Genomic DNA, 14,853 nt, shown 5'->3' on the forward strand with positions numbered 1-14,853 from the left:
TTACTTTCTGTTATGGGAAGTGGGGCTATCCATCTGGAGGGAATCGTGGACGGAACAGTGGGCAGGCGCGCCTTGCTCGGGGGCGCGATGGCAGCCGGTGTCACGATGCTGGCGGCGAACACGGCCACGGCGGGGGAAGACCGGCGGCGGTTCGCGGGCAAGGTCGTGCTTGTCACGGGGGCGACGTCGGGGATCGGCCGTGCGGCGGCCATCGCCTTCGCCGCGGCCGGTGCGAAGGTCGGTTTCTGTGGCAGGCGGGAAGAGCTCGGGCGTGAGGTCGAGCGGGAGATCCGCCGTGCGGGCGGGGAGGCGACCTATCTCCGGGCGGACGTCCGGGTTCCCGAACAGGTTCAGTCCTTTGTGGACGTCGTCGTCCGGCGGTACGGCAAGCTCGACATCGCGTTCAACAACGCCGGGATCCACCTCGGCAAGCCGCTGCACGAGATCTCCCTCGACGAGTGGGAGGACGTGCAGCGCACCAACGCGCGCGGCGTGTTCCTCTCGATCAAGTACGAGGTGCCGCATCTGCTGAAGGCCGGCGGCGGGGTGATCGTCTGCACCGCGTCGGCGCAGGCCGACCAGACCAGGCCGGGGCACGCCGCCTACACCTCGAGCAAACGCGCCGTGCAAGGCCTGGTGCGCGCGGCCGCGCTGGACTACGGCGCGAGGGGGATCCGGGTGTTCTCGATCGATCCGGGGACGATCGACACCAGGCTGGTGCGCCCGCCGGGTATCCCGGACGACCTGTGGGCGCGGTTCAAGGAGGCTTGGGCGCCGCTGAACGTCCACGGTCTGCGGAGGATGGGGGAAGCCGCGGAGATCGCTTCGGCCGTCCTCGCCCTGGCGTCACCGGATTTCGCCTATCTGACCGGGACTTCCGTTCTCGTCGACGGCGGCCTGAACACCGGGAGGCCGATGGTGATGCCGCCCGGGTTCACCCCGCCCGCCTGAGCGGCCGTCGGGTTCGCTTGAAGCAAAGGCGGTAGTGAAGGCCTCCTTCCCTACTCTGAAGGTAGGGAAGGAGGCCTTCACTACGCCGCCGACGGTGCTTGGCGAGACCCATGGTCTGGAGATGTTCCGCGAAAGCCACAGTGAGGTGTGATGTCCCGAAAGTGGCTTTCGCGACACGATCGCAGACTGCCCTGAGCAGACCGCCCACCGCACGCGAAACCTTTACCCACCCCTCGATAACCGTCCTTGAGCGGGCGCGCACTTCTTGGCCTCCGCGGCGGCCGGCGCGGCAGGAGACCGGGGGTGTCCGTGACCGGTTCCTGCGTGGCGTCCATCGCCTTGACGGCCGCGTCCATGGCGGCTTCGTTCCCGGACTTCTCCAACCGCTGCTTGCCCGCGGTCGCCGCGTCCCTCGCGGCGGCGTACTGGTCCACAAGGGACTTCTTCACCGCATCGGAGGGGTGGAGGGTTGCCCTCAGCCGCAGCCGCCCATGATCCGGGTCAGTTCCCCGGGCAGCAGCGGGGGCTCCGGCAACGGATTCGCGGCGGGCGCCCGCATCCCGTCGAACAGCAGTGCGAGATGGCGGCGCCAGACCTCCGGCCGGACGGCCGCGGTCGCCTCCACGGTGCGCGCGATCCCCCAGGTCACAAAGGCCATGTCCTCGAGGGTGAAGTCCGCGCGCAGGGCGCCGCTCTCCTTCGCGCGTTCGACGATCCGGGTCATGAGTTCGTAGCCGCGTTCGAGGTCTTCGGTCTGCGGCGGACGCGTCGAGGCGAGTTCGTTGTAGCCGCGATCGGTGGCCTGCAATTCGCAGACCCGTTCGACGAAGGAGGTCAATCCGATCCAGGCGTCGTCGAGGGAAAGTGCGTGCTCGGCCAGCTTCGCGACGGTCTCGGTCCGGTCGGCGAACACGGCGTTCACCAGATCCGCGCGCTGGGGGAAGTGGTTGTACAGCGTGCCGATGCTGACGCCCGCGGTCTTGGCGATCTCTTCGAGCGCGACGTCGAGGCCGCGCTCCGCGTAGAGCCCCCTGGCGGCCTCGACCAGCAGGTCGCGGTTGCGCTGTGCGTCCTTCCGCAGGGGTTTGGTCATGACGGCATCATAGCCAAGTTGAAGGTGGCCTCAAGTTACGGGTATAAGTTGAGGAGACCCTCAACTTAAGTCTCCGGGAGGACATATGACCAAGACGCTCGCGATCTTCGGCGCCGGACCGGTGCTGGGACTTTCGCTCGCGCGTCGCTTCGGCCGCGAGGGCTTCCGTATCGCCCTCGTCGCGCGCACCACCGAGAACCTCGACGCGCTCGTCGCCGAACTCGACGGCGACGGCATCGAAGCGAGCGGGTTCGTCGCCGACGTCTACGAGCCGGCGCGGATCGCGGCCGCCGTCACCGCCATCGGCCGGATCGACGCGGTGGCGTTCAACCCCGGCGGCGGGACCATGGGCGAGGGCATCGTGCCGGTGCTCGACGTGGACCCGGAGAACCTCCGGCTCATCCTGGACCGTTTCCTGGTGTCCGCGGTGGCGCTGGTGCGGGCCGTGCTGCCGGACATGACCGAGCGCGGCGACGGCGCGATCCTGTTCACCGCCGGGCAATCCGGCCTGCACCCGGCGCCCTTCCTCGGCAACGTCGGCATGGCGCAGGCCGCGCTGCGGAACTATTTCCACAATCTGAACGCCGTGCTCGCGGAGAAGGGCGTCTACGCCGGGGCCGTCAACGTAGGCGCGCTGATCGAGGGCAGCGTGCCGCATCGGGCGCTCACCGCGAGCCCCATGGACTTCGAGCCCGAGGTGATCCATCCGGACGTGTTCGCCGACGCCTTCTGGAAGCTCTACGCGACTCGCGAAGCGCCGGAAGCGCTGGTCGGATCCTTCGGGAGGTGACCTACTTCTCGATGGCGTAGGCCTCGATCTCGACCTTCATCTTCGGGTCGAGCAACGCCGACACCTCGACCATGGTGGCCGCGGGCAGCACGTCGGCGAAGGCTTCGCGGTGCGCCCGCGCCACCAGATCGGCGTCCTTGATGTCGGTCACGTAGGTGACCGTGCGCACCACGGCGGACAGGCTGGAGCCGGCCTCGCGCAGCGCGGTCTCGATGAGCGACAGCACGGCCGAGGCCTGCTCGTAGGCGTCGCCCGAGCGGGCGGGTTCACGCGCCGTGGTCCCGGAAACGTGGATGTGCTCGCCGACGCGCACCGCCCGGCTGTAGCCGAAGACCGGCTCGTAGTCGCCGCCGGAGGAGATGTTCACCCGTTCAGTCATGACCCGAACGAAAGCACAAGGGGTCCTGTACCGGAACACCGGTACAGGACCCCTGGCCTTTACTGCTCTTCCTTGTCCTCCGGCGGTTTCTCGTTCGCGGCCGGCGGGATGGCCTTCGTCAGCTCGACGATGGTCTTCCCGGCCATGCCCGAAGCGCCGTAGGTCGGGTCGCTGAGGATCTTGGTCGTCTTCTCGATCGCGTCCGCCACCTTGGGGAACCGCTTGTGCAGATCGCCGATCGGGAAGCTGTTCCAGTAGTCGAACCGCTTCAGGATGTCCGCCGCCCCGTCCACCCCTTCCAGTTCCTTCGCCAGCTTCTCGCGCACGACCCGGAGGGGCATGTCGCTGAGCTTTTCCCGAGGGGGCTTGGGTGTGGCCTCCGGAGTGGTGTCACCCGGCTTGGGCGGTGGGCCTTCGATCGGCTTCTTGCCGCCGGGCATCGGCGTGCCACCGCCGGGTTTCGGCTTGGGCAGCGTGACCTTGCCACCGGCGAGCGTCAGCTTGACGACCTCGTCGGCCGCGCCGCGCGTCTTGGCCAGGATCTTGATCATCTCGGCGAGCTTCTTGGCCGTGTCGGCGATCTGCTTGGCGATCTTGGCGATCGCCACGGCGACCGTGGTCATGATGGAGGCGATCGCCGCGATGATCGAACCGCCGAAGGTGACAGGCGCCAGCGCCACCGCCACGATCGCGGCCTTGAGGATGCCCGCCAGCGTCATGGCGATGATGTCGCGGACGATGCCGCGGACCGCGCCGATCACGGCACCGGCGATCCCCATCTGCTTGCCCGCGAAGTTGATGTACTCGGCGAGCGCGTCGATCTGGGCGGCGACGCCTTCCATGTCGGCACGGAACTTGTCGGCGGCCTCGCCGTCCCACTTCTCCATGAACTTCTTGGTGGCGGCCGCGTGATCCTCAGACCACTCCTTGACGGCCTTGCCCTCGTTGTAGATCGCCGTCTTGGCCGCCTCGATGCCCTTCGGATCACCCAGCAGGAAGTCCAGCGGCCAGCGGAAGATGACGATGTGCTCGATCAGCCAGCCGATCCCGGCGGTGAGCAGCGACCCGATCGGGTCGACGACCATGCCGAGGACCTCGATCGCCATTCCCGCCGAGGCCAGCCCGATGCTGAGGCTGTCGCCGTCGTCGACGGCCTTCTTCAGTGAGAACGCGGAATCGAAGAAGCCCGCGCCCGCGGTGTCCCCGCTGCCCGCGAGGAAGCTGCGGTTCTCGTCCTTGAAGTCGTCGGCCTTGGTGCCGGTCGCGTTCCCGAAGTCGTTGCGGCTGTACTCGTCGCTCACTTGACCTTCACCTCGTCGATGCCCTTGCCGGCGTCGGTGATCAGCTTCTCGGCCTCTTGCTCGTTGGCGTCGTACTTCTTCGCTGCCTCGCGCACCCTGTCCGAGAACTCCTGCACGTTCTCGGAGTACTTGTTCAGGTGGTCCCGCGCCTTCGCGCAGTGCATGCTCGCGCCGGCGCCGTAGATCTGGCCGCCGAAAATGCCGAAGATGCCGGGGTCGGCCACGCAGCTGCCCACCATGCCGGCGCTCTTCCGCAGCGCGTCTTCGAGTTTGTCGAGGTGACCGGCGAACTCGTTCAGGGCTTCCGTCTTGACACCGAATCCGCTCACCACGGGCTCATTTCATCGTCGTCGGGGGAGGCCGGTCGCCGGGGTCGCGGCGCCGGGGGGTTCGGCGGCCGCACGGGACGGCCGGGCTGCGGGGGCATCGGGGGGCCCGCCTGCGGTGGTGGCGGCGGCCGGTACCCCGCCTGAGGAGGCGGCGGCTCGTTGTGCGCCTCGGGAGCCCACTTGTCCTGTTCCGGGTCGTCCGGCGCCTCGTCCTCCACCTTCGGCAGGAACGTGCGGACCAACCGCGCGGCCTCGTCTTCGCCGTTGATCTCGGTGTAGGACTCGGTGACCTTCTCGACGGTCTTGCGCTGGGCCTCGCGCACGGTCTGCATGACCAGTGAGGAGAGCCGGGCAGGCCCCAGCGAGGTGGCCCGGTTGCCGAACTCGATGGCGCTCAGCGAGCCGTTGGCTTCGACCGTCACCGTCACCGAGCCGTCGGGAGACCGCACCGTGGACGCGGACGCGGTGAACGCTGCCGTCAGGGCATGGGCTTTTTCCTCGAGTTTCTTGGCCTCTCGCTCCAAAAGGAGTGCGAAGTCCTCACCTGCGTCGAAATTGGGTTGCATGCGTCGCCTTGGCCTGGTTGGGATGGGATCACTATCGGGAGGTCGACGAGGCGGAACACCCCCGGCTTCCCCGCACGGAGGGTAGACCGGCCGTACTGGTTCCGCAGCGGACCGGTAGGTCACAAGCTGATTCGCCCGTATCGTTACCACCGGGCGCGCATCCGGGACAACCCCGGTGATCGAGAACTGCCCGAAAGGTCCTCGGGACTGGCGGATCGGGGCAGGACGATGATCGTGCGGAACGCCGACAGAGACGACGTCATGGCCATCTGCCGCTTCGCCGAGGAGTATGTCCGAGCCCACTACGCGCCGTTGATCGGCGAAGAATCCGCTGCCAGACAAGTGCGGATGTGCTGGAACGAGACGGACATCGCCGGCGCCGTGGCCCGCGGTTCGGTCGTGGTCGCCGAAGAAGACGGATACCTCGCCGGCGTCGGGCAGCGCGGTCGCGACGGTGACGAGTACGTGATCGGCAAGCTGTACGTGCATCCCCGGCATCGCGGTGGCGGGTTGGGCCGGTGGCTGCTCGATGTCCTCATCGGACAGTTTCCCGCGGACGCCGAGCGGGTGTACGCCGAGCACTTCGTGGCGAACGAACGCGCGGCAGCCTTCTGCGAGCGCGAGGGTTTCACGGCGGAGCGGAGCGAACTCGGCGTCGTGCGGCGCGTGCGGGATCTCCGCTAGCGGAGGTTCCGGGCGAGGGGCCCGTCGAGCCAGCGATCGACCTGGCGCTGACCACGCAGACGGACGACGACGAGGTCCGGATACCGGTTCTCGGCGATGACCTTGTGCACGCGGGCCCGGATGATCGGGTGATAGCGCCAGGCGAGTTTGACGATGTGGTCGCGATCGGTGAAGAACGTGCGCAGCGGGCCCTCGACGTTGCCGCCGGCGATCTTCGAACCGCGCCCCACACGGCGTTTCAGCGTCCGGACGACCGTGCGTGCCACGGTCATCGCACGCGGATGATCGAGCCAGACCAGGACGTCCAGCCGCTCGGTCAGCCGCTCCCGGACCTCCTCGCCCTGCCATTCGATGGCCCACTCGTCGCCGCTGATGAAGTCCAGGACGTCGGCCTGCCAGGTCTCCCGCACCGTCCAGCCGGGCGCGTGGAAGAAGGACTCGAACTCGACGAACGGAAACCCCATGCGCTCGCACAGGGTTCGCGCCAGCGTCGACTTGCCGGATCCCGCGGGGCCCGCCACCGCGGCCCGCCGGATCCGGCGCGCGGGAAGAGCGTCGTCCGGCCCGATGATCTCCATGCGGGGAGCATAAGGAGAATCGGGTGGGCGACGCGCCTCGGGTGCGATCGGCCTTCCCTCTTCACTACCGGTTTTCGGCGGCCTTCTTCAGATCCTTCAGCCAGATTTCGAGGCCCTGCCCGAGCATCGCGGTGGAGCCGGGCACGTCCTTGTCGACCTGCGGGCCGGTGTGGCTCTCCTCGGTGCGGACGATGACGCCGCCGGGGACCTTGACGAAATTCCAGACGTGGACACCGTCGATGTGCACGCCGCCGGGGCCGTCGAGGGGGCCGGTCCAGCGGATGCACTTGCCGGGCTGGAGTTGCCGGACGGTGGAAACGATGGTCACGTCACCGGGCGGGTAGGGCATGCCGGGCGGGACGGGAATGGTCCACTGGAAGCGGGAATGCTTGCGCAGCGGGCCGTGGTCCAGACGTTTCATGGTGACGGGGATGGCGGGGTTCTGCCAGGACGACCAGGCCTCCACGTCGGTCTGCAGGTTCCAGATGGTGCGCAGCGGCGCCTTGACGAAGGTCTCGGTCCGGTAGTGCACCTTGGCGGACCGGTCGATGCCTTTGCCTTGGCACGTAAGCGAAGCCGGCTTGGTGTGGTGGGCGGGCGCCGCCTGGGCGGGCGCCGTGGCGCCGAGGACGCCGGCGAGGGCCAGCGGGACCGTGAGCAGGGCGGCGCGTGTGCTGATCCGGCGGCGTGCGATGCGGGACATGTCTCTTTCTCCTCCGCTTGTTAGCGCTTGTCGCGTTAGTTAGAACCTATAGCGATCACCCCCTGAGCGTCAAGAGAAACCGTGAGAGGTTCTAACTGGCGAAGCGCGTGAAGGCCCCCTTCCCCTTGGGTTCAGCCGAGGGAAGGGGGCCTTCACGCGCGAAACCGCGGGGCTCAGACCGTCCGGCCGAGGAACGCCAGGAACCGCGCCTGCGGGTCGGCGTCCGCCGGCGGTTTCACCCGCGGCCCGAAAGTGCCCGGAGTACGGCTGATGATCAGCCGGGCGAGCGAGAACGACGGTGCGACGATGTCGGGATCCATGCGCACGTCCACGCCGAGCGCGGAGCCGATGTCCCAGGTGTGCACCAGGGTGTCGAACGTCAGCAGCGCCAGGTAGTCCGTGACCGTCGCATCAGGACGGTTGGCCACGTACCACGCGGGAGCGGGCCGATCGAGCAGTTCGCCGGTGACGACGGCACTTGTCGCCGCCCGGGTCGCGCGCCAGCGGGCCAGCGGGTCTTCACCCGCCAGTTCCCCTGGCTTATCGGAGCCCGCGGGCCCGTTCTCCACCGTGAATTCCCGGCCCGACGCGTGGTGGTGCAGCACCTCCAGGCCCCAGATGACGTGACCCGTCACGTCGCGCACAGTCCAGTGTTCGCACGCCGACGCGGCGTCCCACTGGTCCGGCCGCACGGTGGCGAGCACGGCGTCGAAGGCGTCTTGTGTCCGCCGGTGGCGATCCAAGGTTTCCATGGGGTTCCCCTACTTCAACGTCGCGTCGATGGCGGCCGTCAGTTCTCCGGCTCCGGGCACCAGGGCCTTGTCGAGCGCGAGGGCGTACGGGATGACGGTGCCGTCCGGACGGCAGACCCGCCTCGGCGGCGCCACCAGATCGAATTCCTCGGCCGCCGTCGCGACGATCTCCGCGCCCAGCCCGCACATGCGGTTCGAGTCGTCGATCACGACCAGCCGCCCGGTCTTGTCGACCGATTTGCGCAGGCATTCCCAATCGAAGGGATAGACCGTGCGCGGGTCGACGATCTCGATGTCGACCCGGTCGGCGAGGCGCTCGGCGACCTCGATCGCCGTGCCGACGTGCTGGCCCACCGCCACGACCGTCAGGTCGCCGCCCTCCCGGACGACGTTCGCCTGCCCGAGCGGCACGATGTCCTCTTCGCCCGCGTAGGACACATCGGTCGCGCCCAGCAACGACGAGGGAGCGAACACGGCCACCGGATCCGGATCCTGGATCGCCGCCCGCAGCAGCCCGTAGGCGTCGGCGGCCAGCCCCGGGACGACGGTCTTGACCCCCGCGTGCGCGAGCAGGCTGTACGGGTTGTCCGAATGCTGCCCCGCCCAGCCGAACCGCGAGCCGGATCCGGCCACGAGATACGTGACCGGGATCCGGACCTGCCCGCCGGTCATCAGGGAGAACTTGTGCGCCTGGTTCACGATCTGCTCGAAGACCAGGTAGATCAGCGAGGAGATCTGGAATTCGATCACCGGTTTCTTGCCCGCCATCGCCGCGCCGGTCCCGAAACTGGTGAAGGCCTGTTCGGACAGCGGAGTGTCCAGCACCCGCTCCGGGCCGAACCGGGGCAGGAGCCCCGAAGTGACGCCGCTCGCCCCGACACCGACGTCTTCGCCGAGCAGGAAGACGTCTTCGTCGGCCGCCATCTCGGCGTGCAGTGCGCGGTTCATCGCGTGCATGTAGCCGAAGTTCTCCGGCGAAGGAAGCCCGCTCACAAGATCACCCCTGGCCGGACGGCGGCCGTTCCCGCGTACAGGTACATCAGTGCGTCCTTCGGATCGGGCGACGGGGCGTTCTTCGCGAACGCGACCGCCTCGTCGATGGATTCCTTGACAGCCGCGTCGATCCCGGCGACGACGTCGGCACCCAGCCGATCGCCCAGCAGGGGGATCGGATCCCGCTGGCGCCAAAGGGCCACTTCGTCGGGATCGCGGAACTCGACACCCAGGAGTTCGAGCACGGAATGGTGCCCGAAGAACCGGTACGTCTCGCATTCCAGGAACGCCGGGCCACGCCCCGCGCGAACCCCTTCGAGCAGTTCGGCGGCGGCGCTCTCCACCGCCTCGACGTCCATGCCGTCGACACCGCGCGAGACCAGCCCGAAGCCTTCGGCGCGCCGGGCGGCGCCGCCCGCGAGCCCCGATTCGAGTTTGAGGCTTGTCGCGTACCGGTTGTTCTCGCAGACGAACAGCACCGGCAGGGACCAGATCGCGGCCAGGTTGAAGGCTTCCAACAGGACACCCTGGCTCATCGCCCCGTCACCGAAGAAGCTGACGACGACCTCGGAATCGCCGCGGGCCTTGGCCGCCCACGCGGCGCCGGAGGCGATCGCGCCACCCGCGCCGACGATTCCGTTGGCGCCCAGGATGCCCAGCTTCATGTCCGCGGCGTGCATCGATCCGCCGCGGCCCTTGTTGAACCCTTCGAGGGTGCCGAGCAGTTCGGCGAGCAGGCGGCGCGGGTCCGCGCCCTTCGCCAGTACGTGGCCGTGTCCCCGGTGGGTGCTGGTGATGAAGTCCCGTTCGGTCAGGTTCGCGCAGATGCCCACGGCGACGGCTTCCTGCCCGATGTACGGGTGGATACCGCCGTCGATCTCCCCGGCGATGGCCATCGCGAGGCAGCGTTCCTCGAACTCGCGGATCAGTTTCATGGACCGGTACAGGGCCGGCCGGTTCTCGCTGGTCATTTTCGCGACAGCCCTTCTGCGGAGGTCCGGACGAGCATTCGGTCGACGTAACGGAGCAGCGCGCCGTCGTCGGGGCTCGGCACGACGACGGGCTCGAATTCGCTGCTCGGCAGGCCGCTCGACGAAGGGGATCCGAAGAGCAGCTTCAAGATGGCGTGTTCCTCGGGGGAACGCGCTTCGAGCGCCGAGAGCCAGTCCGCCACCGGCAGGGTGCCGATCTCGGTACCGGCGCTCCGCAGGAGCCCCACCAGGTACGTGAGGCGCATCGGGCGTTCGCCGGCCAGCACGAACCGGCTGCCGTCCGGCCGCCGGTCCAGGCCGAGCCGGGCGAGCGCGCCCGCCGTCTCGTCCACCGCGATCCATGGTTCCTCGATCTCGGTGTCGGGCGCGGCGCCGAGTTCGAGGATGGCCCGCAGCACCCGCAGCATGATGTCCCGCGTGTTCCCTTGCCCGGTCCGCGAATCCCCGACGATCCGGGGCAGGCGGCAGATCGCCGCCGGCATCCCGCGTTCGTACGCGGTGGTGACCAGCTGCTCCGCGTGCGCTTTGGTCTCCGCGTATCCGCTGCGGGAGCCGTTCTCCTCACCGGCGGAAATGGTCGACACGAACTGCAGCCGCTTGAGCCGGGTGGTGGCCGCCAGCCGGATCAGCTCGCGGGTGCCGCCCACGTTGGCGCCTTCGAGTTGTTCGTAACTGGAGAGCGCGTCGACCCAGGCGCCGTTGTGGCAGATCAGGTCGATTTCGCCCGCGAGCCGTGCGAACACCGCGTCGGTGAGGCCGAGCCCAGGCGCCGCGAGATCGCCGGGAACGACGCTGATCCGCTTCTCGTCGACGTCGTCCCACAGGCCGTAGCGGTCGAGGTTTTCGCGCAGCCGTCGCCATCCCGATCCTTCGTCCGCCGCACGGACGAGACAGTGCACCCGCACGTTCTCGCGGGTCAGCAGCTCGCGGACCAGGTACGCCCCGACGAATCCGGTGGCGCCGGTGAGCAGGATCTCCGCGACGCCGCCGGTTCCGCGCGACGGCAACGGCTCAGGGAGGACGTCGCGAAGCCTGGCCCGCGGATCGAATGAGCGCACGGCGGCCTGCCGCTCGCCGTTGATCTCTTCGGCCAGCTTCGCGATGGTGGGCCGCTCGAACAGCGTCCGCAGCGGCAGGTCGATCCGCAGGGTCTCCCCGATCCGGACGGCGAGCTGCGCGGCCTTGAGCGAGTGCCCGCCGACGTCGAAGAAACTTTCGTCCCTGCCGACGGTTTCGCGGCCGAGGACCTGCGCCCAGATCGCCGCCAGCTTCTCTTCGGTCGGGTTGCGCGGCGGGGCGGCCTCGTCCCGCCGGAGGTCGTCCTCGGGTTCCGGCAGCGCCCGGACGTCCAGTTTCCCGTTGATGGTCAACGGGAGTTCGGGAAGCGACACGAACGCCGACGGCACCATGTACTCCGGCAGTTCACGGCGTAGTCCGGCACGCAGGGTGGTGTCGTCGAAAGTGCCCTTGAGATAGGCGACGAGCCGCTTCTGGCCCGAACCGTCTTCACGGGCGATGACGGCGGCCTGCGTGATCTCCGGCCGGGCCAGCAGCGCGGTTTCGATCTCACGGGGTTCGATGCGGAAACCGCGGATCTTGACCTGGTCGTCGACGCGGCCGAGGTACTCGAGATCGCCGTCGGCGTTGTGTCGCACGATGTCCCCGGTCCGGTAGAGCCGGCCGCCGGTGGTGTCGTGGTGGTCGGCGACGAACTGTTCTTCGGTGAGCTCCGGTTGTCCCCGATAGCCCCGGGCGACACCGGGACCTGCCACGTGGAGTTCTCCCGGCACCCCGGTCGGTGTGGGCCTGCCGAGTTCGTCGAGGACGTACACGCGCGTGTTGCCGAGCGGGCGGCCGATGGGGATTCCCTTGGCGTTCCCGGGAACAGGGGCGGGGATCGGGTGACAGGTGGCGAACGTGGTGCATTCGGTGGGGCCGTACCCGTTGAAGAACTTCGTACCGGGCAGCGCGGCGACGGCGCGGCGCACATGGGTGACGGACAGCGCCTCGCCGCCGACGAGCAGCTGCCGGAGCCCGGCGAGCGCCGAGGTGTCCTCGTCGACGACGTGGTTGAACAACGACGAGGTCAGCCACGCCGTGCTGATCCGGTGCCGGGTGATCGCGTTCGCGAGCGGCCGGGCGGTGAGCACCCGCTCGGTCGAGATGACGCAGGTCGCGCCGGTGAGCAGGGCACCCCAGATCTCGAAGGTGGCCGCGTCGAAGGAGATCGCCGACGCGTGCAGGACCACATCGTCCGGGCCGAGGATGCTTTCCGGCAGGCCGGTGACGAGGCGGATGATCGACCGGTGCTCGATTTCGACACCTTTGGGGCGGCCGGTCGAGCCGGAGGTGTAGATGACGTAGGCCAGGTCTCGCGGCCCCACTCCGGTTTCGAGTGCGGTCGGTGGCTCCTCGTCGAGCGTCGGATCGCCGATAAGGTCGGTCGTGATCACCAGCCGTGCCCCGCCGTCGGTGAGCAGGAGCCGTTGGCGTTCCTCGGGATACTCCGGGTCGATCGGCAGATACGCGGCGCCGGTCTTGAGGATCGCGAGCAACGCGGTGATCAGGCCTGGCGAGCGCGGCAGGCAGACGCCGATGACCGTCCCCGGTCCGGCGCCCAGCGTGCGCAACCGGTGCGCGAGCCGGTTGGATCGGACGTCGAGTTCCTCATATGTCACGGAATCGTCGCCGCAGACCAGCGCTGTCGCTTGTGGACGGTCGCGCACCTGTGCGGCGAACACCGCGGGCACCGTCGCCGGGGAGGGCAGCTCCGTGGTCGTGTCGTTCCAGTCCTCCGTCAGCCGCCGGAGCTCGGCATCGCTCATCATCGACCAAGCGGAAAGCGGCAGCTCCGGCTCGGCGGACGCGAGCAGTTGCCGGAAGTGCCGGACGAAGCGTTCGATCGTGACCTGGTCGAACACTTCGGCGTTGTAGTCGATCCGCGCTTCCAGCACCCCGTCCCGGTCCGACACGAGGCATTCGAGGTCGAACGGTTCCGAGCGGGTGCCGACCGGTGCGACGTCCGGCAACGGTTCGTCCACCACCCGGAGCACGACCTGTGCGAGCGGAGTGCGGCTGAAGTCCCGCCGCGGCGCCAATTCCTCGACGAGACGCTCGAACGGGACGTCCTGGTTCGCGTACGCGCCGAGCGTGGTCTCCCGCACGCGGCCGAGCAGCTCCGCGAAGGTGGGATCGCCGGAAAGATCGGTGCGCAGCACCAGCATCTTCGCCTCGGGCACGGGGACACCGACCGTGACGTCGGTGGTGCGCGCGTAGCGGGACAGCACGACGTCGAAGGCCGCCAGCAGCGTCATGAACAGGGTGGTGTCATGACGGCTGCCCGCTTCACGGATTCCGGGGTCCACGTCGAAGGAGAGCGAGCCGGCGCGATAGGACGCCACCGGCGGCCGGGCGTGATCGGCAGGCAGCTCCAGCGCCGCGGGCAGGTCATCGAACTGCTTGCGCCAGTAGTCGAGCTGTCCGCGCAGGGCCTCGAAAATCGGCTCGTCGGGATGCGCCAGCGTGTGCTCGACCAGCCGGATGAGCCTGCCGACGAGCCGGGTGGCGGTGGAGCGGTCGAAGAGACCGGTCCGGAACACCAGGGAGCCGTGCAGTCTGCCGTCCTGCACATGGGTCACCAGTTCCAGATCGAACCGGGTCGCCACCCCGGCCCAGTGCACGCTGGAGATCTCGCCTTCGCCGTCGGCGGGGATCTCGCCGTTGTGCACGACCACGACGTCGAAGATCGCGTTGCGCCCGGCGTCGCGTTCCGGCCGGACCTCCGCGACCACCTGATCGAACGGTGCCTGCTGATGCGCGTAGGCGTCGACCATCTTGGTGCGCGCCACCTTCAGCAGCTCGCGGAACGACATCGACGGCGTGATCCGGGCGCGCAGCACGACGGTGTTCACGAAGAAGCCGAGGACGTCGGCGAACCGGCGGTCGTCACGACCGGCCAGCACCGTGCCGATCGTGATGTCCTCCTGGCCGGAATGGAGGGCCAGCAGTGCCTGGAACACCGCGGCCACGGCGCTGGACAGCGCGCATCGGTTCCGCAGCGCGAAAGAACTGAAGGCCTTCGTGAGTTCGGCGGGGAGCACGAAATCGACATGGTCGCCCGCGAAGCCGGGATTGCCCGATCGCGGCCGGTCCGTCGGCAGCCGCAGCGGCTCGTAGCCGTCGAGCTCACGCCGCCAGTAGTCGATGTGCTCCGCCACCGAGCCGGCGGCCGCGCGCTGCACCGCGACGTACTCCTCGTAGGTCACTTCGAGTGGCGCGGGGGTCTCCGAGCGGTACAGCTTGACGACGTCCTCGGTCACGATCTGGATGGACCGGCCGTCGGTGATGATGTGGTGGTTCACCACGCACAGCACCGCCGACCCGTCGGCGCATTCGACCACCATCGCGCGGATGGGCGGCGCCGCCGCGAGGTCGAACGGCTCGCTGACCAGATCGGCCGTGTGCTTCTGCCAGTCGTCGTCTTCCGCGACGCGCCGGGCCACCGGGATGCGGAACCCCGGGGTCGGCACGGCGGCCGGTGTCCCGGTCTCGTCCACGACGAACCGCCAGCGCAGCACCGGATGCCGTTCGACGAGCGCGCCGAGCGCCCGGTCGAGCACGTCGAAGTCGACACCGTCGTGGAACCGGAAGACGATCGGGATGTTGTACGCGGCGCTGGTCCGGTCGAGTTGCTGCACCAGCCACAGCCGCTCCTGCCCGAGCGACAACCTCATCGATTTCTC

14 protein-coding genes are annotated in these 14,853 nt (G+C 68.7%); 3 read left to right on the forward strand and 11 right to left on the reverse strand.

All coding sequences use genetic code 11. The features are described from left to right. Positions 1–45: 45 nt before the first annotated feature. On the forward strand, positions 46–951 hold the full coding sequence (locus tag AC0685_RS36515) for an SDR family NAD(P)-dependent oxidoreductase (protein WP_478229645.1): 906 nt from the start codon (positions 46–48) through the stop codon (positions 949–951). Between the two features lie 475 nt (positions 952–1,426). Here AC0685_RS36515 and AC0685_RS36520 read toward each other — a convergent pair whose 3' ends face one another. Continuing rightward, the gene (locus AC0685_RS36520) at positions 1,427–2,044 is read right to left on the reverse strand and encodes a TetR/AcrR family transcriptional regulator (protein WP_478229646.1); all 618 of its coding nucleotides are present in this window, start codon (positions 2,042–2,044) and stop codon (positions 1,427–1,429) included. Between the two features lie 85 nt (positions 2,045–2,129). On the opposite strand from AC0685_RS36520, the gene AC0685_RS36525 reads away from it, so the two are divergent. Next, positions 2,130–2,834 (forward strand): SDR family NAD(P)-dependent oxidoreductase, encoded by a 705-nt coding sequence (locus AC0685_RS36525; RefSeq protein WP_478229647.1) that lies wholly within the window; start codon positions 2,130–2,132, stop codon positions 2,832–2,834. 1 nt (position 2,835) lies between these two features. On the opposite strand, the gene AC0685_RS36530 is transcribed toward AC0685_RS36525, so the two are convergent. Genes AC0685_RS36530 through AC0685_RS36545 form a run of 4 tightly spaced genes read right to left on the reverse strand, consistent with a single transcriptional unit; the run spans position 2,836 to position 5,409 of the window. Next, entirely contained in the window at positions 2,836–3,213 is a 378-nt protein-coding gene (locus AC0685_RS36530; RefSeq protein ID WP_478229648.1) for a RidA family protein, read from the reverse strand. Between the two features lie 59 nt (positions 3,214–3,272). Continuing rightward, the gene (locus AC0685_RS36535) at positions 3,273–4,514 is read right to left on the reverse strand and encodes a hypothetical protein (RefSeq protein ID WP_478229649.1); all 1,242 of its coding nucleotides are present in this window, start codon (positions 4,512–4,514) and stop codon (positions 3,273–3,275) included. Continuing rightward, positions 4,511–4,843, reverse strand: coding sequence for a type VII secretion target (locus tag AC0685_RS36540; protein WP_425341953.1), 333 nt, complete (start codon positions 4,841–4,843; stop codon positions 4,511–4,513). Before AC0685_RS36540 ends, AC0685_RS36535 begins: the two co-directional genes overlap by 4 nt. Beyond that, on the reverse strand, positions 4,840–5,409 hold the full coding sequence (locus AC0685_RS36545) for a YbaB/EbfC family nucleoid-associated protein (protein ID WP_478229650.1): 570 nt from the start codon (positions 5,407–5,409) through the stop codon (positions 4,840–4,842). The genes AC0685_RS36540 and AC0685_RS36545 overlap by 4 nt, the downstream gene beginning before the upstream one ends. Positions 5,410–5,637: 228 nt before the next feature. Here AC0685_RS36545 and AC0685_RS36550 point away from each other — a divergent pair, with 228 nt between their 5' ends. Continuing rightward, the gene (locus AC0685_RS36550) at positions 5,638–6,093 is read left to right on the forward strand and encodes an N-acetyltransferase family protein (protein ID WP_478229651.1); all 456 of its coding nucleotides are present in this window, start codon (positions 5,638–5,640) and stop codon (positions 6,091–6,093) included. Here AC0685_RS36550 and AC0685_RS36555 read toward each other — a convergent pair. From AC0685_RS36555 to AC0685_RS36580, 6 genes are all read right to left on the reverse strand, one after another. After that, the gene (locus tag AC0685_RS36555) at positions 6,090–6,671 is read right to left on the reverse strand and encodes a P-loop NTPase family protein (RefSeq protein ID WP_478229652.1); all 582 of its coding nucleotides are present in this window, start codon (positions 6,669–6,671) and stop codon (positions 6,090–6,092) included. The genes AC0685_RS36550 and AC0685_RS36555 overlap by 4 nt on opposite strands. A 64-nt stretch (positions 6,672–6,735) precedes the next feature. Then, positions 6,736–7,374 (reverse strand): SRPBCC family protein, encoded by a 639-nt coding sequence (locus tag AC0685_RS36560; RefSeq protein WP_478229653.1) that lies wholly within the window; start codon positions 7,372–7,374, stop codon positions 6,736–6,738. Positions 7,375–7,547: 173 nt separating this feature from the next. Then, positions 7,548–8,126 carry a TIGR03086 family metal-binding protein gene (locus AC0685_RS36565; protein WP_478229654.1) on the reverse strand — a complete coding sequence of 193 codons (579 nt, stop codon included), beginning with the start codon at positions 8,124–8,126 and terminating at the stop codon, positions 7,548–7,550. A 9-nt stretch (positions 8,127–8,135) separates the two neighbouring features. Further along, positions 8,136–9,119, reverse strand: a complete 984-nt coding sequence (locus tag AC0685_RS36570; RefSeq protein ID WP_478229655.1) for an alpha-ketoacid dehydrogenase subunit beta — start codon at positions 9,117–9,119, stop codon at positions 8,136–8,138. Next, positions 9,116–10,090 (reverse strand): thiamine pyrophosphate-dependent dehydrogenase E1 component subunit alpha, encoded by a 975-nt coding sequence (locus tag AC0685_RS36575; protein ID WP_478229656.1) that lies wholly within the window; start codon positions 10,088–10,090, stop codon positions 9,116–9,118. The genes AC0685_RS36570 and AC0685_RS36575 overlap by 4 nt, the downstream gene beginning before the upstream one ends. Then, entirely contained in the window at positions 10,087–14,844 is a 4,758-nt protein-coding gene (locus AC0685_RS36580) for an amino acid adenylation domain-containing protein (protein WP_478229657.1), read from the reverse strand. Before AC0685_RS36580 ends, AC0685_RS36575 begins: the two co-directional genes overlap by 4 nt. Positions 14,845–14,853: the final 9 nt, after the last annotated feature.

This window comes from Amycolatopsis sp. NPDC043889 (assembly GCF_056435645.1).

Coding starts and splice junctions, on each gene's coding strand:
- AC0685_RS36545 (WP_478229650.1), bottom strand. CDS start 5,409: ATGCAACCCAATTTCGACGCAGGTGAGGACTTCGCACTCCTTTTGGAG.
- AC0685_RS36555 (WP_478229652.1), bottom strand. CDS start 6,671: ATGGAGATCATCGGGCCGGACGACGCTCTTCCCGCGCGCCGGATCCGG.
- AC0685_RS36520 (WP_478229646.1), bottom strand. CDS start 2,044: ATGACCAAACCCCTGCGGAAGGACGCACAGCGCAACCGCGACCTGCTG.
- AC0685_RS36530 (WP_478229648.1), bottom strand. CDS start 3,213: ATGACTGAACGGGTGAACATCTCCTCCGGCGGCGACTACGAGCCGGTC.
- AC0685_RS36575 (WP_478229656.1), bottom strand. CDS start 10,090: ATGACCAGCGAGAACCGGCCGGCCCTGTACCGGTCCATGAAACTGATC.
- AC0685_RS36525 (WP_478229647.1), top strand. CDS start 2,130: ATGACCAAGACGCTCGCGATCTTCGGCGCCGGACCGGTGCTGGGACTT.
- AC0685_RS36580 (WP_478229657.1), bottom strand. CDS start 14,844: ATGAGGTTGTCGCTCGGGCAGGAGCGGCTGTGGCTGGTGCAGCAACTC.
- AC0685_RS36565 (WP_478229654.1), bottom strand. CDS start 8,126: ATGGAAACCTTGGATCGCCACCGGCGGACACAAGACGCCTTCGACGCC.
- AC0685_RS36550 (WP_478229651.1), top strand. CDS start 5,638: ATGATCGTGCGGAACGCCGACAGAGACGACGTCATGGCCATCTGCCGC.
- AC0685_RS36560 (WP_478229653.1), bottom strand. CDS start 7,374: ATGTCCCGCATCGCACGCCGCCGGATCAGCACACGCGCCGCCCTGCTC.